Below are 21789 nucleotides of genomic sequence, written 5' to 3'. Positions count from 1 at the left end.
ATGCTATGGCACGTCGAGACGATCGTTACTACCCCCGCCCAAAGCCCGGCCAAGCGGTCAACTTCACGCTGATCGCCGCCGAGATGCGCCACCTCGGCAATACCGGAATCGACTGCCTGCGGGTATACTACGATGCCGATGGGCGCGAGGTCGGCTGGCGCGCCTACCGCGGCGCGAAGTCCACGGTCGGGATCTGGAGTGAAGGTCAGAACCTGGCGCAGCCGCCAAACAACTGGAGCCTGTTCGTCGTGCCCGAGCTGGGCCCCGACCACTGGGGGCAGCGCGACCACGAGCTGGCCGAGGCGGGCGCGGTGCGCTACGACGAGTACACGCGCGCATCTAGCGGCAGGTGGAAGCTGCTGCCGCCCGGCGCCACGTCGGACGAGCAGATCGCGGCCGAGCTGGCCCAGGTCACGGCGGCTGAGCGCCGCCGTGACCTGGGCGCCTATTTTACGCTGGAGGCGCTGGCTCTGCGGCTCGCCGATCGGGCGACGCAAGATGCGCTCGCGCGGCTTCGAGAGGCGATCGAGGGCATTCCAACAACCAGCGGCTGGCAGCGTTGCGGCGCAGTGGCATTCGCCAGCCTGGCCGCCGCGCCGCAGAACGACCAGGCTGGCGCGGACGCCCGGCGCGCGCTGGATCTGGCGCTCGCGGCCGAGCCGTACACGCTAATCACGATCACGCCGTACATGCCCGCCGCGCTGCTCGACGCGATCGCCGCGGCGGCGGCCGAGCCATCGCGGCCAAGCATTCAGGCCCGCCTGCGCCAGCACCTGGCGTGGCGTCGCGCCGCCTTGGCGCGGCAGATGGCGCCGGTGTGCTGAGCCAGAGTAGTCGTCCCAACAACGATCTGAGGACTTGTTATGCGACAATACAGCACGACCGACCAGCGTATTCACACGCTCATTACGTGGGCGCAGAGTTCCTCCAGCGGCTCGCGCCAGCTTGAGCTGCTCGCGACGATTATCGAGATCGCACCCGAGATGACCGACACGGACGGCGAGCGCGCGCGCCTGTTCTGCCGCATCGCGCGCATGCTGCACGAGCTTCGCGGCGTCGAGGTTCCGCAGGATCTCATCGTTCGCGCGCTCCAGGCAGCCCGCACGTCCGTCCACGCCGAGCCGCGCGCCGAGGCGAGCGCGCGCCTGGCCAGGATGATCCGCGACCGGGAGGAGTGCAACGCCGCGCAGGCTGCGCTGCTCGCCGAGATCCGCACCCTGCCCGACCCGCACACCCGCGCGCTAACGCTCCTCGCCGCGCTACGCTTCTACCCGCCATTCCAGCGCATCGCGCTATTCGACGAGGCAATCGCCGCGATGACCCCCGACCAGCGACACGCCTGGGCCACGCGCCACCCCGGCGCTAATATGGTCATCCACACGGTGGTACAATCGGCTCAATCCGACGAGCAACCCACCGTCCGCGCGCGCATTCACGCCCTGCGGCAACCAGGCGTGGCTGTGCATGTCTGATACTTGACAAAAGTATCATAAGGCGATATTATTCTCGTGCTGAACGCGGTGACCGCACCGTTGGCACGCACCAGGGAGAGACGTGATGATCGACCTTCTGCACCCAGAGCCACCCACTGCTGGGCCGCCGCTGACCCAGGCCGACCTGATCGCCTTCTGGTCGCACCCGATCGCGAAGATCGAAGGCTACAGCGGCTGGGGCCACATGTACAGTGCGACGCGCAAGTTGTTCACCGCGCTGCGGCCGAACGGCTACTGGAAGGAGACCGGCCAGGGCGCGTTCCGCATTCAAGTATCGCCTGACGCTGACCTTGCGGTCGTGCGCGCCGAGGTCGAGATGATACTGACACATGTGATACCTTTCACCTTCGAGGAGCCAGGCCGGGCCGCGCTGGGTCCCGTCAAGGCGCTCGGCGTCTTCGAGCATACGATGAGCGACCCTTATAGCTACGTGTTGCTATTCGACGCGTAGGGGAAGCTGCACCTGGTCAACCACCTGTCCGAGCGATGGACGTTTGCCGACCTGGACGAGGCGCTGGCCTACATCCAGGTACATCACTGGTATAGCGAGCACGAGGAAAACGTGGCAGAGGACGCGTTGTAATAACAGCAGCCGGCACCGCTCCGAGCGAAGCGACCGCCGCAGGGAACACAACAATGACCGACCGCCAGCTTCAGGACCCCGTAACTCTCCAGCCGCTGACCCGAGCGGATCTGATCGCCTCCTGGTCGCGCCCGATCGCCGAGATCGACCGCGACCCGTTCTGGCGCCGCATGAACACGGCGATGTACTCGCTGTTCATCGCGCTGCGGCCGGACGGCTACCGCCGCGAGACTGGCCAGGGCGCGTTCCAAATCGCGGTGCCGCCAGACGCCGATCTTGCGGCCGTGCGTGCCGAGGTCGAGTTGCTGCTCCCGCACCTGCTCCCGTTCACGTTCGAGTCGCCGCGCTGGGCCGCGTTGGGCCCCGTCAAGCTACTCAGCGTCTTCGAGCACACGCTGAGCGACCCGGTCAGCTACGCGCTGCTGATCGACGTGCAGGGAAAGCCGCACCTGGTCGACCACCTGTTTGGGCATTGGAGATTCGCGGACCTGGAGGAGGCGCTGGCCTACATCCAAGAGCATCACTGGTACGGCGATCGCGCGGAGAATGTGGCTGAGGAGGCAACGTGGTAACACAGCTAAGCACCAGCCCCACTCGCGAGGAGATCGTCGTCTGGTGGGCGCAGCCGATCAACATTACCGATCGCGACACGCCGCAGCGCCGCGCGATGGACGCGGCCATGCAGGCACAGTTTCAGGCGCTGTACCACGACGGCGTCTGGTTCCAGACCGGGCAGGGCGGCTTCCGGCTGCGGGTCTTCCGCCGCCACGACGCGCAGGCCATCGCCGGCGAGGTCACGTTCGCGCTGCCGCACATCATCCCGTTCGCGCACGCGCAGGCTAGCGATCTAGGGCTGGTCAAGATTGTTCAGCTTCTGGAGCACAATTTGAGTGCCGAGGGCGTCTACTGGCTGATGGCCGATAGTTCCTAAAATCTAGCGTTCTATCGCTTCAGATCATGGAACTACCAGCGGGCGTGAGACATCACGCAGCAGTTCGACAGGCCAACACACCTATGGATGTTCGCTCCAGTCTGTAGCTCTGTGGTTCCGGTTTAAGGGTACCGGAAACGGGAACGTGATCGGGACATGACAAACCTGTTGAACAGTCGCGAGGAGCACCTTACTCCGCAAGGAGGGCTTAGAGCCACATGAAGGTCTTTGTTCGCAATCAGGATGGAACGCCGCTGATGCCCTGTACACCCGCCAAAGCTCGCAAGCTGCTACGGGCGGGCAAGGCGCGAATGGTCGCCCGTGCCCCCTTCACCATCCAGCTAGGGTGGCAGTGTGAGGGCCATGTGCAGGCGGTGGTGGTTGGGATCGACAAAGGCAGCGGCATGACCGGCATCAGTTGTGTCGGTAATGGCGAGGTCCTGCTGGCCGCTGAGATCCGCCACCGCCGTGACGTGAAGGAAAAGCTCGACACCCGCCGCGCGCACCGGCGCAGCCGGCGCCTGCGAAAATGGTATCGGCCTCCGCGCTTTCTCAACCGCGCCTCCAGCACGCGCGGCGGCCGGCTGCCGCCATCGATCAAGACCAACGTGGAAGAAGTAATCCGCGTGGTGCGTCAGATCTCGCTGCCGATCAGCCAGATCGTGGTCGAGGATGTGCAGGTGGATATTGCCCAGCTGAACGATCCGACGCTTGCGGGCAGCCGCTACCAGGACCCGACCCGCCTGGATGAGAACCTGCGGATCGCTTGCCTGATGCGGGATAGGTATACCTGCCAGCACTGCGAGAAACGCAACTGCCGCCTGGAGGCCCACCACATCGTCTACCAGGAGCATGGCGGCAAAGACACCCTCACCAATCTTCTAACCCTCTGCGAAGCCTGCCATAGCGGGGTTCACCAGGGGCGCATTACGTTGAACGTAACGGGCGTGAGCGGGCACCTCGACCAGGTCGCCCAGCGAACCATGCAAGGGAAAGCCCATCTGTATGCAACCCTGAGATCGTCTGTCCCGCTTACGACGGTGTTTGGGTACGAGACCGCTGCCTTCCGCAAGAGCATGGGCCTAGCGAAATCCCACACGACTGACGCACTATGCGTTGCCACGTTGGTGAACGGGGAGGTCGTCGCCCCCGAATGCCCCAACACCTACCGGATCACCTTTCGGCCCCGGCAGACGAGAAGGCAGTTTTACGATCTGCCGCGGAAAGGTCAGGGGCGAGTACGGTATCAGGTGAACGAGGAGTTGGCGGGCTTTCGGAAGGGCGACATCGTGCGGGTCAAGGAGAGGTGGGTGAAGCAGATCAACAGCATTTACTCAAACGGTTATGTGGCGTTCAAACGGGTGCCCGGTGAGCCTGCCATTGCGCGCCCGCGAGATTGCCGTTTACTGGAGCGCGGGCGCACGGTAGTCTGGATGCACTAATAAAACGCAGTACGTCGCAAGAAACTGCTATGATTCAAGGGAACGATAACAATACACCGGGCCGCTACCACGTAGTGTGCAGCCGGCGGTCCGTGGCACGCCAGAGCTTTGACACGCTCGTCGAAGCTATCGGCTACATCCAAGTCAACCACTGGGCGATCGACTACACCGAAGCCAGCATCGCAGAAGAGGACTGATATGGGCGCATGGGGCCACCAGCCGCTCGAAAATGACTCTGCCTGGGACATCGTCGGCAGCATCACCGACACCATCATCCAGGCGATGGGCGCCGCGCTAGAGGCCGGCGACGCGCTCCGCGCGCGGCACGCGATCTGGCTGCTCGGCGTGCTGGACGCGCGCGTCCCCGCCGTGGTCATGCCGGAGCGTGAGATTATCACCGAATGGCGAGCGCGGCTGCTCGCGCTCGCGACGGCCCCGGCGACTAACGCTGACGCCACGACCCCGCCCGTCGCGGTACCGCTCGCGGTGACGATCGTCAGCCAGGAGCTGGCGCGCTTCGCCGAAGAGGGCCTGGCGCGCCGGAACGATCAGGAGGTGCTCGGCGCGCTCGGCGTCCTGGCGCTGTTGGTGCCGGAAGTCGAGGGTCTTGTGCTTCCATCGAGCGCGGCGCTCGACGATTGGGAGCGCCGCTTCTGGATCATCGACCTGTCCGGCTGGAGCGACCCCGACGCGCGCGCGCAGGCCGCGCGGGAGACGTTCGCGGCTATTCGCGAGCGCCGCCTACCGACGACGACGCATACCGGCCTGATGGACCGCATCGTCGAGTACCTGGACAATCTCCCGCCCAACGACCTGTTCAGCGGGCTGCTGAATGATGGGCTAGTGTAGCCGATGAATACACGCGCACTCGCCGAGCTGATCGTGCCGGCATGCCGAACCGGCGGCGATCGCCTGATCAGTTTTTTCGACCAGCAGGGCGAGCGCCAGGCGCGCAACCCCGCCGACCACCCGCTGGCGTTCTTGATAGCTGAGGCGATCGGCGACGTCCCGCCCGAGATGGCCGACGCGCACCAGATCAGCTACCTGCTGGATCAGCTTGAGCGTGATGCGGCCGACCTGAACGCGGTGGTTCGCCGGCTGCGCTGCGCGCAGCGCCAGGCCGAAACTCGCGCCCGGCGGCCGCCGCTGGGGGCACCGGGCGCCGCGCCAGCCGTAAGCAGCCGGCCTCTTGACAGCGATGGAGTGGATGCGCCAACACGATCGAACGCCTCGATCGTGCGTTCCTTGTAGGAGCGAATTGATGACACAGCAGCCGGTACCAGTAAGCCGGCAGCGCGTGCAGAGCGCGCTGCGACGCGCCGGCCACTACAGTGCCGCCCGGTCAAGCGGCGGCTACCAGGTGAGCGAGGAAGGTGGGCAGATCGTCGTCCGCTACAGCACCCCTCACTCACGCTACAGCGACGAGTACGCCGCGCGGGTCCGTGAACAGCTTCTGGGCTACCAGGCGGCGCTGGAGCGGGCCGGCATTCCCTCACATATCCCCGACAGCCCCGGCCGCGTCCCCTGGCTGGTCTGCGCGCCGGCGCCCGGAGAGGGTGCTGTATGAGCCGGCTTACCCTTCGCGATCAGGTTCTGGCGGCGCTGGACGACCTCGGGGTATGTGTCAGTCGCGACGAACTGGCCGCGTACCTCCGGGCGAAACTGGGCATCGCCGAGCGGGAAGTGCGGATGCAGCACCTCATCCCGCTCGCCGAGCGCGAAATCGCCGCGTATCGGCGCGACCCCGGCGCGCGCGAGGTCTGGATCTGCCACCCGCTCACCGCCCGGCACCTCGAAACCATGTGGGGCATCTTCGCTCGCTCGGACTGGCCGCTCGAATGGCGCATCGAGACGATGCGCGGCGGTCAGATCAGGTACCTGAAGCGCGTCATCCGGCTGTGCGAGCTAGCCGCCGCCGCAACGCCAGACGTCGCGGACCCGCTGGCACTGAAACGCCTCTGCCGAAATGCCGCGCGCGGACTCGCGGGTGGCGAGACGCCGTGGGATATGTTCGAGCTGGATCGGTGGAAGACGACCGCCCAGGCCGCGCTGGCCGACATCGAACCGCTGGACGCCGCGGAGCTTCAGCAAGCAGTTGCCGCCGTGGCGCAGCTTCCCGCTGTCGAGCAGCTCTACGAATCACCTGAAAATCTGGTGCATAATTTGAACCGTCCATGATCATATGATCTCGGATGGTTCAAACCATGCACCGAACAGTGCGTTATACGACCGCTTGGTGCATGGTTTGAACCAGTATGATATACTTCGTGCGTCAGTGATACCAAACAGAAAGAAATGATTTGCTATGAGCAACGCAGCCGGGCAGCCGCCGGCCGAGCGGCCAGTTGAGCAATTGCCGGTCCCGCTGTTCGATGGCGTGGTGCTGGCCGCGCGGACGCGCGACGGCGCGATCCACCTTGCGCTCCGCGACCTCTGTGAGACCCTGAGTCTCGCGCTGCCAGCGCAGCGGCGGCGCATCCAGGCCAATGAATCGCTGCACCTCATCCAGCTCCGCGCCCAGGTCGGCCGGCAATTCCGCACGATGGACTTTCTGCTGCTCGACGACGTACCCGTCTGGATTATGGATGTCCAGTCGCGGCGCGTCGGCGAGGAAGTCCGCGAGCGATTCGGCTACATCAAGACCTACCTCGTCAGTGCCGTACAAGCGGCGTTCGCGCAACTCACCGGCCTGCCGGAAGGGCCGAGCCGGCAGATCGAGGATATACGCGATCTTGACCGGATCGACCAGGCACTTCGGACGCTGGAGGAACTAAACACACGTCAGACCACGATCGAGGCAAGCCAGGATCGCGCGCGGATCGCCTTTCGCGACCTCGCGGCAATGGTCCGCAGTCTCCAATCGCGCGTCCAAACGCTTGAGCAGCAGGCGAAGCAGCGCATGTCACCCGCGCAGCGCGGGACGATCTACCATCTGGTGCAAGCGTGGGGCACCGCACTGGCCGCGCGCACACCTGAGAAGAAACCTGGCGCGTCGATTCGATCGCGTTGGCAGCTATTCAATGACCGGTTCAATCTGGGGACGTACACCGACCTGCCTGCGGCGCGCTACGATGAGGCCATTCAGTTTATCAAGGAACAATACCGCGGCCTGACGGGCCAGGAAATCGACGCGATCGAGCAATCGGGACTGGAGTTTGACGAATGACCACGCAGGAGCTGCTATCGGCGCGTCTGGCACGACGGCTGCGCGAGGCACGTGTCCAGGCGGGCCTGACCGTGCGCGAGGCGGCGGTTCAGGCGGGTATTTCCAATCACACGCTCATCGTCAAGTATGAGAACGGTGCCGTCGCACCACCCCTCGACCGCTTGCACGATCTGGCACGCGCCTACGGAACGACGCCGGCCGCGCTGCTGGCGGAGCATGACGCGGCCATGCCGGTAATTGCGGCAATTGACCAGGCCGACTCCGCGCAGCTCGCGCACCTGGCGATGGCGCTGGAGAGCCTGCCGGCATCAGAACAGGAACCAGGAAGCGAATGAGCGAGCTGCGGGTATCCACCCAGGAATCGCTCCCAGTGATACAGGAGAGGAACCGTATTCATGCAGGGCAGAGACGACATGATGCGTTCGTGGTGCATTGAGAAAGCAACGAATGTTGTGGTGATGTTAGCCTACGCCGTCAGTGCATTCAATCGCCTCCCAGAGCGGCCAATGCAGGACGAAAGCGGGCTACCTACCGAAGATTCAGCGCTGATCGACAGCGTGTTTGATGCGATTTGGGATGCGACGAAGCTCCTGGCGTACCACGTTGGCGCATCATGGTCGCCCGACGATGCCGAAGCAATCCGCAAGGACGGAATCAACGGGTACGCGCGCGTTGCCGCGCGCTATGGCCTGACGCTACCTGCACCTACTGCGGATATGCCCGACGACGACCCGCGCCGGCTGGTGGTTAGAACTGCCTGGGTGTACTACGAGGAGGGCAGCGACTGGGGATGGATGTATTGGCCGCCTCCCCTCAAAGATTCTTATGAGCAGCCAAGCGCACGCCGGGGATTTGCGACAGAGGCGTTGGCGCGCGAATCGGCACTCCAGGCCGGTTTTCTGGTGGCGCCCATCCCACCAGGCCAGCGGCCGATACAGTTAGGGCCGCTGGTACGCTATGTCGAGGGTGAGACCTACACCAGTGAGGAGATTGCCGCGTTTAACGCCGGAACCCTCGGAACGGAAGCACTTACGGTGATACCCGACGGCGCGCAAGTGGATCTCGTCGGCACAGAGGGTACCGGTCACGTCATCCGCTATCAGAACCACGAGCTAATCGTCCCCCACGATACGATTTTATGGGAGCAGCCTCCACAGCGCACGTCGCCGCCGCTGCGACTCCTCCTGTGGCGCGAGATGAGCCCGTTAATAATCCGCGACTTGGCGACTCTGGAACAGCAGGGTACGATGTTGAAAGACTGGCGCCTTGAGACCTTTGCGCTCGACCGTCCAATCGTCAAGGATTGCAGATGGGACGGTGTGACATTTGACGCCGGACAGCAGCGCGCTGCTCTCGCAGCTTCGGTAGAAGCGATTATGGCCTACATCGGACGATTACCCCATGCCGAGCGGGTCGCTTTATGCGGGCCGGTTGGCGCGGGCAAGAGTCACCTCGCCTTCGCCGCGGCATTTGCAGCAGCACAGCGGGGCTTGGCCGCCGGGTATCTCGAAACATCACAACTGCCGTTCCAATGGCGTCCCAGCGCGTTACGTGCGTTGGACGCCTTTCGAGAGATCGATCTGCTTGTGCTGGATGATCTCTTCATCAGCGAGCGCCTTTCATCAAAGTTTACGGGGCCGATCAGCGAGTTGATCGCCTACCGCCGGGCGCAGCAGCGGCCCACAGTGTTCACCAGTACGCTGCCGCTCAAGCAACTGCCCGATTTGGTGCGCGAGGATACCACCGAGATCCGGTTACCGCTCAGCGACTATCGCACGCTGCGGTTTCAAGACCAGAGTCCTGATGTGTTGTGAATCTGCCGCCCCTGTGGGCGGATAGCAGCGTAACCAGGAGGCGTATAATAGGTCGTAATTGCATCGTGTCTCTGTTCAGCCGGCTCTCCCTACGAGGCCGGCCTTCGGCTAATTGACAAAGGTATCATAAGGTGATATTATCCTCGTAGTACACACGGCTCGGCCTGATGGGCCGATAGCATCAGAACACCGGCTATAGAGCGCAACACACCGGCTGCGAGGCCGGGAAGGACCGAGCGAATGATTGTTTTCCTGACTCGCTACGAACTCGACGATAACCACCCGGTTCAAATGGGACCGCCGTCGGAGTTCATGTAGCGTGCGCGGCTCATGATCGTGATCGAGAACGACGGCTCGCTCACCATCCTCAAAGACGCGCATGGCCCGATTGGTCGCTATAGGAGCGAGATCCTTCCGTTTCTACTGGCATCCCGCTTTCCCACCGACCTACCGGCTGGCGCGGTTGATACGCGCGATAGCACCATCGTGCGCGCCATGGTGGGCGGGGTCATCGAACCGGGTCTGCTGCCCGAAGGACTGAGAGGTCTCTACACACGCTTGCAGGACGGCGAGCAGTAGATCAGCGGCAAGGCCGGAGGATCAGCCTTGACATTCAAGGTAAGCGATTTAGAGGACGATATGGTTTACATTCTTAGGCCAGATCGGGAGGGACTGACGGTCAGCACGGCCGAGCATGCTACCGCGCCAAACCCAACACCGGTGAGCGGGGTCACCATTCCCAATGACCCGCGCGCCGCGACCACCACGCTGGTGGGGCATTTCGGTGAGGCGATCGAAGTTTGGTATACCCGGACGGGTGAGGCCGCGATTAAGATGTGGCCAGAGTTGAGCTGATGGCACAATATAACGCCGAGCGCTTCAGGCGCGCGGCAACAGTGTAAACACTGCGTTCGAGCCGACGACGATAATCATACGTGCCCGGTTCGGAGGCCCAGCGTACCGATACGCCAATCGCAACAACGATGAGCACACGCCAGCGCACACAACACACAACCCACCCTCGCGAGCTGCGCTGGCTTGTGCCCACCTACCCGCGCATCGCGCACGTGCCCTACCAGCCGAACGCCGCGCGTGACGACCTGGTCGCCTCCGAGGCGGAAGCGGCCGTTGTGTTTGGCGCCACGCGCCTGACGGTCACCGAGAAGTTCGACGGCGCCTGCCTGGCGCTGGCTCGCCAGGATGGCGTCGCTGTCGCGGCGACGAAAGATCACGTACTCCGAAAAGGGTATCTCAAAGAAACCCAAGCCAAGCGGCAGTTTGTCGATGTCTGGCGCTGGTGCGACGAGCACCGCCGCCGCTTCGAGTATCTGGAGCGGGCGCGCGGAGGCCCCGTCAGCGTGTTTGGCGAATGGCTGCGGATGCCGCATACGGTGCGCTACTCGGCGGCAACGCCTCGCTTTGTGGCCTTTGAGATCTACGACGCTGGAGCGCGCGCCTTCCACGACCCGCTGCTGGCTGAGGAGTTGCTGCGGGCGGCCGGCTTCGCCGTGGCCGACCGGCTGCCGATCGAGCGCATGACCGCGTGGGAGGAGCTTGCCACGCTGGCGCGCGGCGCTACGCCCTGGTCGGCGCTGGACGCGTGCGAGGGCGTGGTCTTAAAGATCGGCGACGGCGAAAAGCTCACGCACCGGTTCAAGATGGTCCGGCCGGATTTCGTGCGCGGGCGATTTTTCAAGGTGAAGGAATGATCAACGAGCAGGAACTCGATGTGCCGATCCGGCGATTGGTGCGGGCACTGAACGCCTTCCCGGGCATCCGCACCCGTGGAAGTTGCGGTGGGCACGACAATCCGGGCACTGGCCAGTGGCCCGCAGGCACATGGTATGTGACCTTTGAGGTGGATCGCACCGACCATGGATGGTTCTCGCTGGAGTTCCTCGCGTGGCTTATCAACAACGACTATGGTCAGGCTGGGCATCATGTGACACTCTACCCCACCTCTGCGCCACCGTACTTGAACCAACCCGGCCAATGTCTGCATTTCGCGCTGGAAGGTTACGACGGCGAAAACGCGGACGAGCTTGCCACCTGGATCGATGAACTGCATGCGAAGTATTTCATCCCACCGAAATCAGTCAAACATGCTCGGGCCTCCACCAGGCAGCGAAGTAAACGGCGGAACTGACTCATCTGCGAGGAGTTGCCACACTGGTTCAATATGGTCCGGCCGGATTTCGAGCGCGGCGCCGCATTCGCCAATCATTAAGACAGCAAGGGAGCACACCGATGGCTGCCACACCGGTAAGGATTATCTGCCGGGAGCAGGTCGACGGCGTCGACTATGCCTGGGTCGTCATTCCCGGCTGGGACGGCGAGACGGCGCGGCGCGTGAGAGCGAGCGAGCTGCCGCCTGAGCTATGGGATCGCGTCGTGTGGGGCGTGGTCAAGGTCGGCGAGTCGGTCGCCGCCGAGGCCACCATCAGCGGCGACGCCCAGCCGCCATGTATGCTCGCGCTGCAATTTCCAAAGTAGGGCGATTCTCTGGTATTGATCGCCAAAAGAAGGGATGTCGATGAATCGCAGGAATGAGCCTGGAGTTGACCGAGTTTTATACATCACGGAGCCTCGGCCAACTGTGCTGGAGTGCGTACTCGTCCTCGAAACAAAGGCGGGTGGAGAGCATCCGCGGTTTGTTTGCGGCGGTGAGCACGCCGTGTGGGATATTGTACGCCTCTCGGGTTATCTCGAAGCGCCCATTGTTATGAACACATCGGTCACACCCGCCATCCAAGAGAAGCTGCGCTGGCATCTGGGAACTGTCAGAACGGAGCTTCCGCAGGGGACGGAACTGTGACAGATCGCACACGTCCTTTTGAGATTGACGACCTGGTCCGGCTCAAGAACGCCGGCGACGACTGGGACGGCTGGATCGGCGTTATCGCGCTGCGTGAGGGAGAGGTGCGCCGCACGGAACCGCACCTCGACACACTGGGGCGCCTGCGGGTTGACCTCGACCGGCGTCCCGGCGCCTACGCCGACGCGCCGTCTGGGTGCCTGGGGCGGATGCCGCTGCCGTATGTCAACATACCGCAGCGGTTGAAACCGCGCGGCTTGTATCTGCTCTTTCGATGCTGTGACTCAGGAGCGACACAATTGGCTGGTTGACGGCAGCCACACGAGCAATGTTTACGGCAGCGTTCGTATCAGCGGCAGCGGTATGGCCGCATGAGAGACAACGAAAATGGGCTTGATCGGGTCGGTTACGTTCATCACAAAAACCACAGTTCGCACATCTGCGCGACGTGTTGCACGGATCCACGTAGACCACGCGCACGCCAGAGAGCTGCGCTTTGTAGCTGATAAACGTTCGCAGTTGCCGAAAAGCCCACGAATGGCGCACACGTCGCTGCGAGCGTCGAACCGTGACTCGCTCTCGTATCCCGTCCAAGGTTTCGAGCGCGAGTGCCTTACGCTCCGTCTGCGCCTTAGCAACCAGCGCTTTGCTGATGCAATGGTTGACATCCTTCTGAAAGCGATGTTCTCGTCTCGCGCTTTGGCGCAATCGCCAACGAGCACGACGAGTGTTTGCCAGTTGCAATCTTCGGCGATGGTCGTATCGCCGCTTGCGAACCGCCTGCACCTGTTGTCCGCTGTAGGTCTGGCCAGAGGAGTCGGCGGCAAGGTTCACAAGGCCCAAATCAACGCCCAGGTAGCCGACTGGCTCGTCAGGGGCAGGCGCGACCTTCGATTGGGTGATGCACAGATACCAGACATCCACACGACGCAGCAGCTCCGCGCCGCCGATCTTCCACGAGGTATCGTACAGGTAGCGCCGCTGGAAATCGCCCAACACAAGCTGCCCGACCACGCGGCCGCTCAATGTATTGAGACTGACCCGATCCAGGCTGAGGAGACGGTAGGTGCGTGCGTCGTAGCGGATGGAGCTGTCGGTGGCAAAGGTTGGGCAAGTCTTGGGGATAATCTGGTCGGTGTCTCGGTCGCGCCGCTCAGGGGCTGTGCGCACGGCTCGGACGGCTTCTGCCGCCTTGTCCCTGGCACAGCATGCCAGTTGCGCGCCCAGGCCGTAAGTCACGCGCGACTCGCCATAGACAAGGTAGTGCAGCTTGTTCTTGTTGGTGATACCCTGCTCCCACGCGACCCTCGCGCAGTAGCTTGCCGCCGCATTAAACGCGGTCTGGGTTTGACGCAAGGCCGCATCGGCCAACGCATCAACGGCGATCTTACAGCAAACAGTTCGTATGGAGAGCGGTGTACTCATAGAGTGAGTATACCGCAAGTCGAACATTTGTGCAAGCGCCGCTTGTTGCAAACAAACGTGGTTCCCTTGCGGCGCTCCTCGTTTCCTCCACTGGGGCTTCGCCCCGTGGTTTCCAACTCGTGAGGTTCCTATGATCACGACCGGTGGTTGGTCCGCCGCGCAGCGTCGCCAGCTCGCGACGCAACTCGATACCAGTGCCGAAGCGCTCCAGCGTGTCTGGGGATCGAATCGTTGGCAGTTCCGCCTGTGGGCCATGCAGCACGATGCCTTCCAGGCCAAACAAGAGACCTGGGAGCTGTCCGGGTGGTGGAGCGCGCTGTCCATCGAGGCGCTGATCGAGCGCATGCTGATCCGCGCCATCAGGCGGTCCACAGACCTTCCACCAGACGCGCGCTGCGTTGGCCGGGCCGATGTGGTCGCCGCACGCTGGCTCCGGTCCGATCAGGCCGCCGAATGCCCGGAGTTCTATGTCGCCGAGCGGCCGGGCTAAATCGCGCTGTGGTTCGCGCCAGGCCAGGACCTCGACGACCCGAGCGCGGTTCTCAGCCCGCGAACCATTACACGCCCGCTGCCGTAAACGGCACGGACACGTCCTTGAGCACGCCTATGACAGCACCAACAACGCCGATAACCGACCACCCGCTGCTCCAGGGACTCAACGAGCCCCAGCGCCAGGCGGTGCTCCACCGCGATGGGCCGTGTCTCACGCTGGCCGGCCCAGGGAGTGGGAAGACAGCCGTCCTGGTGCGGAGGTGTGGGTACCTCATCGACGTTCATGGCGTCGACCCAGCTCATATCCTGGCGGTGACCTTCACCAACAAAGCCGCGCGTGAGATGCGCGAGCGCCTGGCGAAGCTCATCGGCCCGAAGCGCGCCGAAAAAATCGTCGCAGGAACGTTTCACTCGCTCTGCGCGCGCTGGCTGCGCAAAACCATCCACCACCTCGGCCGCGACCCCGGCTTCACGATCTTTGACGAAGACGACCAGCGCAAGGTGATGCGCGAGATCCTTGACCGCGCCGACCTCGACTTCAAGCCGGCGCAGATCCTCGAAACGATCTCGGCCGCGAAGACCGAGCTGTGGGATGTTCGGGAGTTCGAGCAGCGCGCGATCGCCGCCCAGGCCGCGGGCGACCCGTGGCCCGCGATCGTCGTGCCGCTTTACGACGCATATCAGCGAGAGCTGCGCAAGCAAAACGCGCTCGACTTCGACGACCTGATTATGCTCATGATCGAGATCTTGCGCACCCAGCCAGGTGTTCTGGCTCAATTTCAACAGCGATTCGCGTACTCGCTGACCGACGAATATCAGGACACAAATTTTTCGCTGGCCACTCTGCTGCGCCTGATCGTCGCCAAACACCGCAATATCTTCGTTGTGGGCGACGATCAACAAAGTATCTATAAGTTCCGTGGCGCCGACGTCAGCCTGATTCGCACTTTCCAGCAAGAGTACCCTAACGCGCGTGTGATCATGCTGGAGCAAAACTACCGCAGCACCAAGACTATCGTCGGCATCGCCCAGGCGATCATCGAGCCGAGCCCGGAAAATATCTTCAATAAGCAGCTCTGGACCGCGAACCCCCAGGGGACGCGCGCACTCCTGTACGAGGCCGACGACGAGTACGATGAGGCCGACTTCGTCGTGCGGACGATCCAGACGCTCAAGCGCCAGGGCCACGCGCTCAGCGAGATGGCGATCATCTACCGCACCAACGTGCAGTCGCGCGTGTTCGAGCAGACATTCGTTCGCGCCGGCATTCCCTACCGACTGATCGGCGGCACGCCGTTCTACGAGCGCAAAGAGGTCAAAGACCTGCTGGCCTATCTGCGCGTGCTCGCGAACCCAAAGGACAACATCAGCCTCGCGCGCATCATCAACGTGCCCGGGCGCGGGCTGGGCGAGCGCAGCGTCGGGCTGCTCGTGACGGCCGCGAGAGACCAGGATTGCTCGCTGCTCGACGTCGTGCGCGCGGTCCACGCCACGGCCTTGTGGCAGCAGTCCACGGTCCGCGCGCCATCGCTCAAGCCGGCCGCGCAGCGCGGCATCGGACAGCTCGGGGCCGCGCTCGACTGGCTGGCCGCGCAGGCCGAGCGGCTGGACATCGAGAACCTGATCGCGCGCCTGATCGAACGCCTTGATTTCGCCGGCTATCTCGCGAAAGAGTACGGTCACGAGGCCGGTGCCGATCGGCTGGCCAACGTGCAGGAACTGGTCAACGTCGCGCACGGCTTCATCCACCTCCCCCAGCACGAACAGCTCGCCGCGTTCCTGGAGGAAGTCGCGCTGATGACCGACGCCGACGTGGCGCGCGACGACACGAACGCCTGCACGTGCATCACGCTGCATCGCGCCAAGGGGCTTGAGTACCCGATCGTCTTTTTGCCCGGCCTGGAGGAGAAGACGCTGCCGCACGCGCGCTCGATGCCGGACGAGGCGACGGTCGAGGAGGAGCGGCGACTGTTCTACGTCGGCGCCTCGCGCGCCATGCAGCGGCTCTACCTCATCCACGCCAGGAGGCGCACCATTTTTGGCGAAACTGAGACCCGCTCGCCATCGCGATTTCTCGCCGATGTGCCCGAGCAGCACCTGGACTGGGCCGACTGACGCCCAGCGTCCTACGCAGGAGGATGCCTTGAACGAAACAACCACCTCGTTCCATATCGGCGATCGCGTACGCATCACAGACACAAACCCGTTCTGGAACGGCTGGACCGGCACGGTCAGTCCTTCGAGCGCGGAGCAGCGCGCCGGCGACGTTGAACGAGCACGGCAGGCTGCTTGTGGCCCTCGACAGCGGCGGTACACAGCAGGTTCTCCCTCAAGGGCTCATACCGCTCACTTACGATTACGCGATCATCAGCAACGGCTGGAGCCTGGAGCAGCGCCGCCACATCGCGGAGGCCATGGCCGCGTCCGGGCTGGATACAGCCTGGGGGGCGCTCTATTTCTGGAAGTGGGCGCGTCGCCGGATCTCTTGAGCGAGCAGTCAGTCACCGCCACGTCAACGAGGCGGCTTGTAGCGGGTCTACAAGCCCAGACTGACAGGACCCAGGGCGGGCAACCGTCCTCCGCCCGGAAGGTCACGATACGTCGGGCTGCGACAGCGCCAGGCCCGACCGCTATCGCTCGTGAGAACGCCGTCCTGGGGTAAGGGACGCATCTGGCGAGCACGACAAGCCTTCCGCGCATGGTCGAGGCGCACATCACCCCAGCAATGGGAGCCGCCCCGGTAACGGGGCAAAGGAACGACAATGGTTTTTGTCCTTTCATCTGACGGAGTGCCGCTCGACCCCTGCCACAAGGCGCGGGCCAGGAAGCTGCTCAAGGCCGGCCGGGCGGCGGTCTGGAAACGTTATCCCTTCACAATTCGCCTGAAGGATCGTTTAGCAGCCGAGGCGATCTCGCACGAGCACCGCTTGAAAATCGACCCTGGCTCGAAGACGACCGGCATCGTGATCGTACAGGAGGAAACCGCTCGGCTGGTCTGGGCTGGCGAGCTGACTCATCGGGGACAGCAGATTCGTGACGCACTGCTGCGCAGGCGCCAGATCAGATGCAGCCGCCGCCAACGCAAAACGCGCTACCGGCCCGCGCGCTTTCTGAACCGCAGGCGGAGAGCCGGCTGGCTCGCGCCCTCGCTCGCCCATCGTGCGCTGACCACGACGACCTGGGTACGGCGGCTGCGAGCACTCTGCCCCATCACGACGATCAGCATGGAGCTGGTACGGTTCGATACCCAGGCGATGGAGCACCCGGAGATCAGCGGGACTGAATACCAGCGCGGCACGCTATTTGGCTGGGATGTCTGGAACTACTTGCTCGCCAAGTGGGGCCACCGCTGCGCCTACTGCGGTGCCACAGGCGTGCCTCTGGAGCAGGAACACCTGATCCCGCGCAGCAGAGGAGGGAGCGACCGCATCACCAACCTCACGATCGCCTGCCGACCCTGCAACGAGCGCAAAGGCAACCAGACCGCCGCAGAGTTCGGCTTCCCGCACTTGATGGCGCAGGCTCGCGCCCCGCTGAAGGATGCGGCGGCAGTCAACAGCGTGCGCTGGGCTATCTATCAGCACCTACTAGCGACGGGCCTGCCCGTCGAGGTGGGCACCGGCGGCAGGACGAAATGGAATCGCGCTCGGCTCGGCTACACCAAGGCCCATTGGCGCGACGCGGCAGTAGTGGGGGCGAGTACGCCGGATGATCTGCGCGTGGCGGTGGCCAGTGTGCTGCTGATCGCGGCGGCAGGCCACGGTCGCCGTCAGATGTGTGGGACAAATGCGAGCGGCTTCCCGATCCGTCACAGGCGGCGCCAGAAGCAGTAGTTAACATTCAGAATAGACGGGTTTTGGCTTCCTGACGCTCTAAAACATGATTCGCAACTTGACGGCGTTATTTCGCTTCCTGATGCAGTGAGAGGCGATTTTGCCCCGTTATTCTGAATAAGGTCTAGTGGTTTGGCTTTCGGAGTGGCGACCTGGTGCGTGCGGTCATCCCGAGCGGGAAATACGCTGGCAGGCATGTGGGGCGGATTGCGGTACGCAGCCGGCCGAGCTTCAAGCTGAATGGCTTTGATGTGCATCCGAAGTACCTGACTCTTGTGCAGCGGGCCGATGGATATACCTATGCAACACGAAAGGAGAGCGCGAGCCCGCCCCCTCCGCTGCGCTTGTCCCCCACCAGCTAAAGCAAGTGGCCCCCGCCGCGCTTTTTTGGTGGTCGGCGCAGCTTACAGCGGCGCTCAGCTTCCACGCGACGTGGCTCGACGACGAAGGCGACCTCGAAGCCATCGCCGTCCAGAGCTTCCTGGAGGCTATCCCGGCGCAAAACTGGCCGCATGTACATACGACGCTGCTGCTGCTGGTCGGTTATGGATGGGCGACGGGGATGACGCAGCCCGCATGAGGGCATGCAGCCCATCCGCATCGCACGAACGGTTTTTACTGGATTGCTTCGATATTGATCCACGGAACCTGGTGACAATCCTCGCCTCACCAGGTACGATCAGGATAGTTCCTAAAAGTCTTGAGTTTTATCCCATGAAACTCATGGAACTACCAGCGGCCCCGCACGGGGAGCAGTTCGATGGGCCAACACACCTACGGATGTTGTTCCAGTCTGTAGCTCTGTGGCTTCGGTTTAAGGGTAGCCGAAAGGCGAAGGTGACCGAAGCATGACAAGCCCACTGAACAGTCGCGAGGAGCATCTTACTCCGCAAGGAGGGCTTACAGCCACATGAAGGTCTTTGTTCGCAATCACGATGGGGCGCCGCTGATGCCCTGTACCCTGCCAAAGCCACTGTCATCTGAGCAGGTTCACACAGGGCGTCAGGACGCCTGTCACGGTGAGTAGCGACCGGACCGGCCGATCGTGCGGCTGAAAGGCCGGCGGAGGGCGCTGCCGATCACCATCACGACCGAGCCGAACGGCAGGCGCGTGTTCGCGCCTGCCGACGTGAGCGCCGCTATGCTGGCGCTGGAGCTACAAAAAATCGAAGATCTGCTCTAAGGCTCGGAAGCCCGGTTGGAGGTGTAGATTGAGTTGTGACACTTCTGCGCGCGCCTACTGCACGCACATTGGCCATCAGATTGCCCCCATACTCGGCATGGCACCACCGGAGGCCCGCGCGGTGCTCCTGGAACTCCACGAGCTGGCCACGACACGGGTTGAGGCCGCCACGCCGGCGCAACGCTCGGGGCGCACCACCGCGCAGGACCGGCTTGCCGCGGCGCGCGCTCGCGCCGAGGACGCCGCCGCCGCGGAGGCGACCACCGCTCTATTCGCCGAGATGCGCTCGATGCAACCGCCCATACCCGTTCCTTCGCACGGGGAAATAGACCCCGCGACTGGACTGGCGCTGCCGAAGCCTGACGCGCAGCACGGCTGGCGCGCCGTGTATGAAACCGTCCAGGCGGCGCGCGCCGGGCGGGAGTTGCCGGATCTGGCGCGAGAGATCATTGGCGCTTTCCGCGCTCGCAGCACGTCCACCCCGGACGCCGTCGCACGCGCCGCCCTGGCGCGCATGCCGAGCCTCTGGACCACCGCCAACACCACGGCCAGCGTCGGCAGTGCGGACGCGGTCGCCGAGACCCAGGACCTCGCCGCGACGGCGGCACAGCTCGACCGCAGTGGTGTCGCGGCGGAACTGCGCGAGGCAGCGGTGGCGTTTCGCGAGGCCATGCAGGGCGGTGGTGTGGCGTTCCGTATGGCCCGGCGCAACCTCGCAATCGCGGTCGTCACGGCGGCCGGCGTTGACCGATGTCTAGCATGTGGTCGTTATGTCGAGTTGGATGGAGCGCATACCTGTCCTGCTGAGCCTGTGGCCGCGGCCATCCCCGTGATGGAAAAAGGCACGCCGGATCGCCTGACCCAGGAGGCGTTGGCGCCGCATCTGCACGCGCTGTCGCAAGCGCCGTTTTTCCCCGAGCCGCTGCGCGAGGCGGTCAGAAACAGTTCCTGGCAGCGCGGGTGGGGCAAGCTGGCCAGGCAACTACGGGCGCACTACGAGCAGATCGGGCAGCCGCTGCCATCTCGCGCGCCCAGTAAGGCGCCGGCGCTCTCGCCGAGCGAGCGCGGGCGGGCGCTGCGCGCGATGGTCGCGCCGCCACCCCCCTCCGGCAACACCTTTCAGTGCGCGGCTGACCTGCTGACCCGCTACCCCGCTATTCGCGCGATTGCCGGAGGCGAGCGGACCGCCTCAGGGCTCGACCAAGCTATCCTGGCCTACGCGGCGGCGCAGCTCCGGGCGGCCCAGCCCTCGCTCGGGCTACGCTCGCTGCGCGGTGTCGAGCTGGCGACGTACATCGACCGCGCTTCCTCCAGGCATGAGTGGCATCTTGCTAATATGGAGCGGCGGCTGGCGCAGGCGATCGTCGATCTTGCGGCGCCGCCACCGCCACCGGATCGGCACATCTCACTTCCTCCCGAGCTGGATGACGCGACGGTGCTAGCGCTTGTACAGCAGGCGATCGACGACCCGTCACACGTCTTTGAAAAACGGCCGACGGCGCCGTCCCTGGAGGAGGCCCGCGCCGAGCTGGAGCGCTACCTGGACCGGATGGCCCGCGGCGATGGTGGCGCGCAGCGCGTCGCCGAGCACGTCGCATACGCACTGCGTGGCGGCGAGGTCGATGGCGGCCACTACCGCAGCGGCATCATTGGCACAATCGCCGAGTCGCGCCGCGAGAGCTATGAGCGGCTTGCCGGCCAGCCGCCGCACAAGTTAGTCGGCCCGATCCTCGCGCTCGACCGGCTCGATATGGCGATCAGCCGCGGTGACCTGCCTGAGACCAATCCGGTCGTCGCGAAAGTGCTGCACTGGGTCGGCGCTTGGGCTCAGACGCGCCAGAAGCAGCACTACACGCTCGCGCGCTACCCGATCGGCCCCGATGGCACTGCCTCCGGCCCGCCCCTCGCGTTTGCGGGCAAGCCGCAGCCGTGGTTGCAGAGCTGGTGGACCGCGATGCGTCTCCAGGAAGTGTACCGGCCGCCGAATGGCAGGCGCCACGTTGCGGCGACTGAGCGCTATGGCTTCGAGATGAACCCGGTTCCCGTGCCAGAACTTGAGGGGAGCGAGCGATGAGCTGCGAATCGGCCCAGCGTGCCGCGGCCACGCGCTTCGGCGCCGAGATCGCCGGCGTGATCCGGTTCAGCCCGGACGAAGCTCGCGACATATTGATGGAAGTGCTCGACCTGGCGCAGGCGAGAGCAGCACAACGCGTCATCCCTAGCGAGAGCGACCAGACCGCCGCCGGCAAGCTCCTACGCCTCCAGGCCCAGGCCGACGACGCGGCCGCGCGGGACGCCACCATCGCCTGCTTCCAGTCGATGGACGAAATGCGAATCTTCCGCCACCGGGAGGGCGCCGTCAGCAAGGATCTCTTTCGCGACCTGGTGGATCCCGACCGCTACCTGGAAACCTTCGTTGTGGTCTCGTGAGCCGAGCACATGCGCCAGCATGCCCGCGTCACGATGGAGGATCAGGCGATCGAAGCTCGGGCCTTCGCGTTCTTGTAGGAGGGTGTCGCACGGTCGCTACGCACCTAATCACCGCCCGGATATATGATCGCCGGACACGATCGGAGTCTCGGTACACTGAGCTGTCATAACGACGAGGGTAA

Annotated in this window: 27 protein-coding genes and 1 pseudogene; 27 read left to right on the top strand and 1 reads right to left on the bottom strand. The window is 64.0% G+C overall.

Annotated features, from left to right (window positions below; translation table 11 throughout):
- Positions 1–5 precede the first annotated feature (5 nt).
- From M1P90_RS35520 to M1P90_RS35430, 19 genes are all read left to right on the top strand, one after another.
- Positions 6–824 carry a hypothetical protein gene (locus M1P90_RS35520; protein ID WP_483705755.1) on the top strand — a complete coding sequence of 273 codons (819 nt, stop codon included), beginning with the start codon at positions 6–8 and terminating at the stop codon, positions 822–824.
- A gap of 39 nt (positions 825–863) precedes the next feature.
- A complete protein-coding gene (locus M1P90_RS35515; RefSeq protein WP_483705753.1) occupies positions 864–1472 on the top strand; it encodes a hypothetical protein in 609 nt (202 codons plus the stop codon).
- 85 nt (positions 1473–1557) lie between these two features.
- Positions 1558–1944 carry a hypothetical protein gene (locus tag M1P90_RS35510; protein ID WP_483705751.1) on the top strand — a complete coding sequence of 129 codons (387 nt, stop codon included), beginning with the start codon at positions 1558–1560 and terminating at the stop codon, positions 1942–1944.
- 185 nt (positions 1945–2129) lie between these two features.
- Positions 2130–2648 (top strand): hypothetical protein, encoded by a 519-nt coding sequence (locus M1P90_RS35505; protein WP_483705749.1) that lies wholly within the window; start codon positions 2130–2132, stop codon positions 2646–2648.
- Positions 2642–3007 carry a hypothetical protein gene (locus M1P90_RS35500; protein WP_483705747.1) on the top strand — a complete coding sequence of 122 codons (366 nt, stop codon included), beginning with the start codon at positions 2642–2644 and terminating at the stop codon, positions 3005–3007. The genes M1P90_RS35505 and M1P90_RS35500 overlap by 7 nt, the downstream gene beginning before the upstream one ends.
- A gap of 218 nt (positions 3008–3225) precedes the next feature.
- On the top strand, positions 3226–4449 hold the full coding sequence (gene iscB / locus M1P90_RS35495) for an RNA-guided endonuclease IscB (protein WP_483705745.1): 1224 nt from the start codon (positions 3226–3228) through the stop codon (positions 4447–4449).
- A gap of 29 nt (positions 4450–4478) precedes the next feature.
- Entirely contained in the window at positions 4479–4646 is a 168-nt protein-coding gene (locus M1P90_RS35490) for a hypothetical protein (protein WP_483705743.1), read from the top strand.
- 1 nt (position 4647) lies between these two features.
- Entirely contained in the window at positions 4648–5298 is a 651-nt protein-coding gene (locus M1P90_RS35485) for a hypothetical protein (protein WP_483705741.1), read from the top strand.
- Between the two features lie 3 nt (positions 5299–5301).
- Positions 5302–5700, top strand: coding sequence for a hypothetical protein (locus M1P90_RS35480; RefSeq protein WP_483705739.1), 399 nt, complete (start codon positions 5302–5304; stop codon positions 5698–5700).
- Between the two features lie 10 nt (positions 5701–5710).
- Positions 5711–6016 (top strand): hypothetical protein, encoded by a 306-nt coding sequence (locus tag M1P90_RS35475; protein WP_483705737.1) that lies wholly within the window; start codon positions 5711–5713, stop codon positions 6014–6016.
- Positions 6013–6627, top strand: a complete 615-nt coding sequence (locus tag M1P90_RS35470) for a hypothetical protein (RefSeq protein WP_483705735.1) — start codon at positions 6013–6015, stop codon at positions 6625–6627. Before M1P90_RS35475 ends, M1P90_RS35470 begins: the two co-directional genes overlap by 4 nt.
- 127 nt (positions 6628–6754) lie before the next feature.
- Entirely contained in the window at positions 6755–7615 is an 861-nt protein-coding gene (locus tag M1P90_RS35465) for a phage antirepressor N-terminal domain-containing protein (protein WP_483705733.1), read from the top strand.
- Positions 7612–7950, top strand: coding sequence for a helix-turn-helix domain-containing protein (locus M1P90_RS35460; protein WP_483705731.1), 339 nt, complete (start codon positions 7612–7614; stop codon positions 7948–7950). Before M1P90_RS35465 ends, M1P90_RS35460 begins: the two co-directional genes overlap by 4 nt.
- A gap of 60 nt (positions 7951–8010) precedes the next feature.
- Positions 8011–9429 carry an ATP-binding protein gene (locus tag M1P90_RS35455; RefSeq protein ID WP_483705729.1) on the top strand — a complete coding sequence of 473 codons (1419 nt, stop codon included), beginning with the start codon at positions 8011–8013 and terminating at the stop codon, positions 9427–9429.
- Between the two features lie 330 nt (positions 9430–9759).
- Positions 9760–10008 (top strand): hypothetical protein, encoded by a 249-nt coding sequence (locus tag M1P90_RS35450; RefSeq protein WP_483705727.1) that lies wholly within the window; start codon positions 9760–9762, stop codon positions 10006–10008.
- Positions 10009–10035: 27 nt separating this feature from the next.
- Complete coding sequence (locus tag M1P90_RS35445; RefSeq protein ID WP_483705725.1) at positions 10036–10284, top strand: hypothetical protein; 249 nt, start codon at positions 10036–10038, stop codon at positions 10282–10284.
- 80 nt (positions 10285–10364) lie between these two features.
- Positions 10365–11138, top strand: a complete 774-nt coding sequence (locus M1P90_RS35440; protein WP_483705723.1) for an RNA ligase family protein — start codon at positions 10365–10367, stop codon at positions 11136–11138.
- A complete protein-coding gene (locus M1P90_RS35435; RefSeq protein WP_483705721.1) occupies positions 11135–11575 on the top strand; it encodes a hypothetical protein in 441 nt (146 codons plus the stop codon). The genes M1P90_RS35440 and M1P90_RS35435 overlap by 4 nt, the downstream gene beginning before the upstream one ends.
- A 101-nt stretch (positions 11576–11676) precedes the next feature.
- The gene (locus M1P90_RS35430; RefSeq protein WP_483705719.1) at positions 11677–11922 is read left to right on the top strand and encodes a hypothetical protein; all 246 of its coding nucleotides are present in this window, start codon (positions 11677–11679) and stop codon (positions 11920–11922) included.
- Positions 11923–12469: 547 nt separating this feature from the next.
- Here M1P90_RS35430 and M1P90_RS35425 read toward each other — a convergent pair.
- Positions 12470–13669, bottom strand: coding sequence for an RNA-guided endonuclease InsQ/TnpB family protein (locus tag M1P90_RS35425; RefSeq protein WP_483705717.1), 1200 nt, complete (start codon positions 13667–13669; stop codon positions 12470–12472).
- Positions 13670–13799: 130 nt separating this feature from the next.
- Between M1P90_RS35425 and M1P90_RS35420 the strand changes: the two genes are divergently transcribed.
- The 8 genes and pseudogenes from M1P90_RS35420 to M1P90_RS35385 all read left to right on the top strand — a co-directional run bounded on the left by M1P90_RS35420 (position 13800) and on the right by M1P90_RS35385 (position 21607).
- On the top strand, positions 13800–14159 hold the full coding sequence (locus M1P90_RS35420; RefSeq protein WP_483705715.1) for a hypothetical protein: 360 nt from the start codon (positions 13800–13802) through the stop codon (positions 14157–14159).
- 116 nt (positions 14160–14275) lie between these two features.
- Positions 14276–16276, top strand: coding sequence for an ATP-dependent helicase (locus M1P90_RS35415; protein ID WP_483705713.1), 2001 nt, complete (start codon positions 14276–14278; stop codon positions 16274–16276).
- Between the two features lie 152 nt (positions 16277–16428).
- Entirely contained in the window at positions 16429–16650 is a 222-nt protein-coding gene (locus M1P90_RS35410) for a hypothetical protein (protein ID WP_483705711.1), read from the top strand.
- A gap of 273 nt (positions 16651–16923) precedes the next feature.
- A pseudogene (gene iscB, locus M1P90_RS35405) lies at positions 16924–18356 on the top strand (RNA-guided endonuclease IscB).
- A gap of 5 nt (positions 18357–18361) precedes the next feature.
- Positions 18362–18574, top strand: coding sequence for a hypothetical protein (locus tag M1P90_RS35400; RefSeq protein WP_483705709.1), 213 nt, complete (start codon positions 18362–18364; stop codon positions 18572–18574).
- A gap of 465 nt (positions 18575–19039) precedes the next feature.
- A complete protein-coding gene (locus M1P90_RS35395; protein ID WP_483705707.1) occupies positions 19040–19177 on the top strand; it encodes a hypothetical protein in 138 nt (45 codons plus the stop codon).
- A gap of 121 nt (positions 19178–19298) precedes the next feature.
- Positions 19299–21251 carry a hypothetical protein gene (locus M1P90_RS35390; RefSeq protein WP_483705705.1) on the top strand — a complete coding sequence of 651 codons (1953 nt, stop codon included), beginning with the start codon at positions 19299–19301 and terminating at the stop codon, positions 21249–21251.
- Complete coding sequence (locus M1P90_RS35385; protein ID WP_483705703.1) at positions 21248–21607, top strand: hypothetical protein; 360 nt, start codon at positions 21248–21250, stop codon at positions 21605–21607. Before M1P90_RS35390 ends, M1P90_RS35385 begins: the two co-directional genes overlap by 4 nt.
- Positions 21608–21789 lie beyond the last annotated feature (182 nt).

It is taken from the genome of Kouleothrix sp. 19917 (assembly GCF_057073505.1).
The sequence above is the reverse complement of the archived record's forward strand: the minus strand, read 5'-3'. Positions and strand labels throughout refer to the sequence as shown.

Bases quoted from the DNA above. Each gene is read 5' to 3' on its own strand.
- M1P90_RS35505 (WP_483705749.1), top strand. From the start codon at position 2,130: ATGACCGACCGCCAGCTTCAGGACCCCGTAACTCTCCAGCCGCTGACC.
- M1P90_RS35385 (WP_483705703.1), top strand. From the start codon at position 21,248: ATGAGCTGCGAATCGGCCCAGCGTGCCGCGGCCACGCGCTTCGGCGCC.
- M1P90_RS35475 (WP_483705737.1), top strand. From the start codon at position 5,711: ATGACACAGCAGCCGGTACCAGTAAGCCGGCAGCGCGTGCAGAGCGCG.
- M1P90_RS35420 (WP_483705715.1), top strand. From the start codon at position 13,800: ATGATCACGACCGGTGGTTGGTCCGCCGCGCAGCGTCGCCAGCTCGCG.
- M1P90_RS35510 (WP_483705751.1), top strand. From the start codon at position 1,558: ATGATCGACCTTCTGCACCCAGAGCCACCCACTGCTGGGCCGCCGCTG.
- M1P90_RS35425 (WP_483705717.1), bottom strand. From the start codon at position 13,669: ATGAGTACACCGCTCTCCATACGAACTGTTTGCTGTAAGATCGCCGTT.
- M1P90_RS35450 (WP_483705727.1), top strand. From the start codon at position 9,760: ATGATCGTGATCGAGAACGACGGCTCGCTCACCATCCTCAAAGACGCG.
- M1P90_RS35430 (WP_483705719.1), top strand. From the start codon at position 11,677: ATGGCTGCCACACCGGTAAGGATTATCTGCCGGGAGCAGGTCGACGGC.
- M1P90_RS35415 (WP_483705713.1), top strand. From the start codon at position 14,276: ATGACAGCACCAACAACGCCGATAACCGACCACCCGCTGCTCCAGGGA.
- M1P90_RS35465 (WP_483705733.1), top strand. From the start codon at position 6,755: ATGAGCAACGCAGCCGGGCAGCCGCCGGCCGAGCGGCCAGTTGAGCAA.
- M1P90_RS35455 (WP_483705729.1), top strand. From the start codon at position 8,011: ATGCAGGGCAGAGACGACATGATGCGTTCGTGGTGCATTGAGAAAGCA.
- M1P90_RS35515 (WP_483705753.1), top strand. From the start codon at position 864: ATGCGACAATACAGCACGACCGACCAGCGTATTCACACGCTCATTACG.
- M1P90_RS35460 (WP_483705731.1), top strand. From the start codon at position 7,612: ATGACCACGCAGGAGCTGCTATCGGCGCGTCTGGCACGACGGCTGCGC.
- iscB (WP_483705745.1), top strand. From the start codon at position 3,226: ATGAAGGTCTTTGTTCGCAATCAGGATGGAACGCCGCTGATGCCCTGT.
- M1P90_RS35520 (WP_483705755.1), top strand. From the start codon at position 6: ATGGCACGTCGAGACGATCGTTACTACCCCCGCCCAAAGCCCGGCCAA.
- M1P90_RS35480 (WP_483705739.1), top strand. From the start codon at position 5,302: ATGAATACACGCGCACTCGCCGAGCTGATCGTGCCGGCATGCCGAACC.
- M1P90_RS35485 (WP_483705741.1), top strand. From the start codon at position 4,648: ATGGGCGCATGGGGCCACCAGCCGCTCGAAAATGACTCTGCCTGGGAC.
- M1P90_RS35470 (WP_483705735.1), top strand. From the start codon at position 6,013: ATGAGCCGGCTTACCCTTCGCGATCAGGTTCTGGCGGCGCTGGACGAC.
- M1P90_RS35435 (WP_483705721.1), top strand. From the start codon at position 11,135: ATGATCAACGAGCAGGAACTCGATGTGCCGATCCGGCGATTGGTGCGG.
- M1P90_RS35490 (WP_483705743.1), top strand. From the start codon at position 4,479: ATGATTCAAGGGAACGATAACAATACACCGGGCCGCTACCACGTAGTG.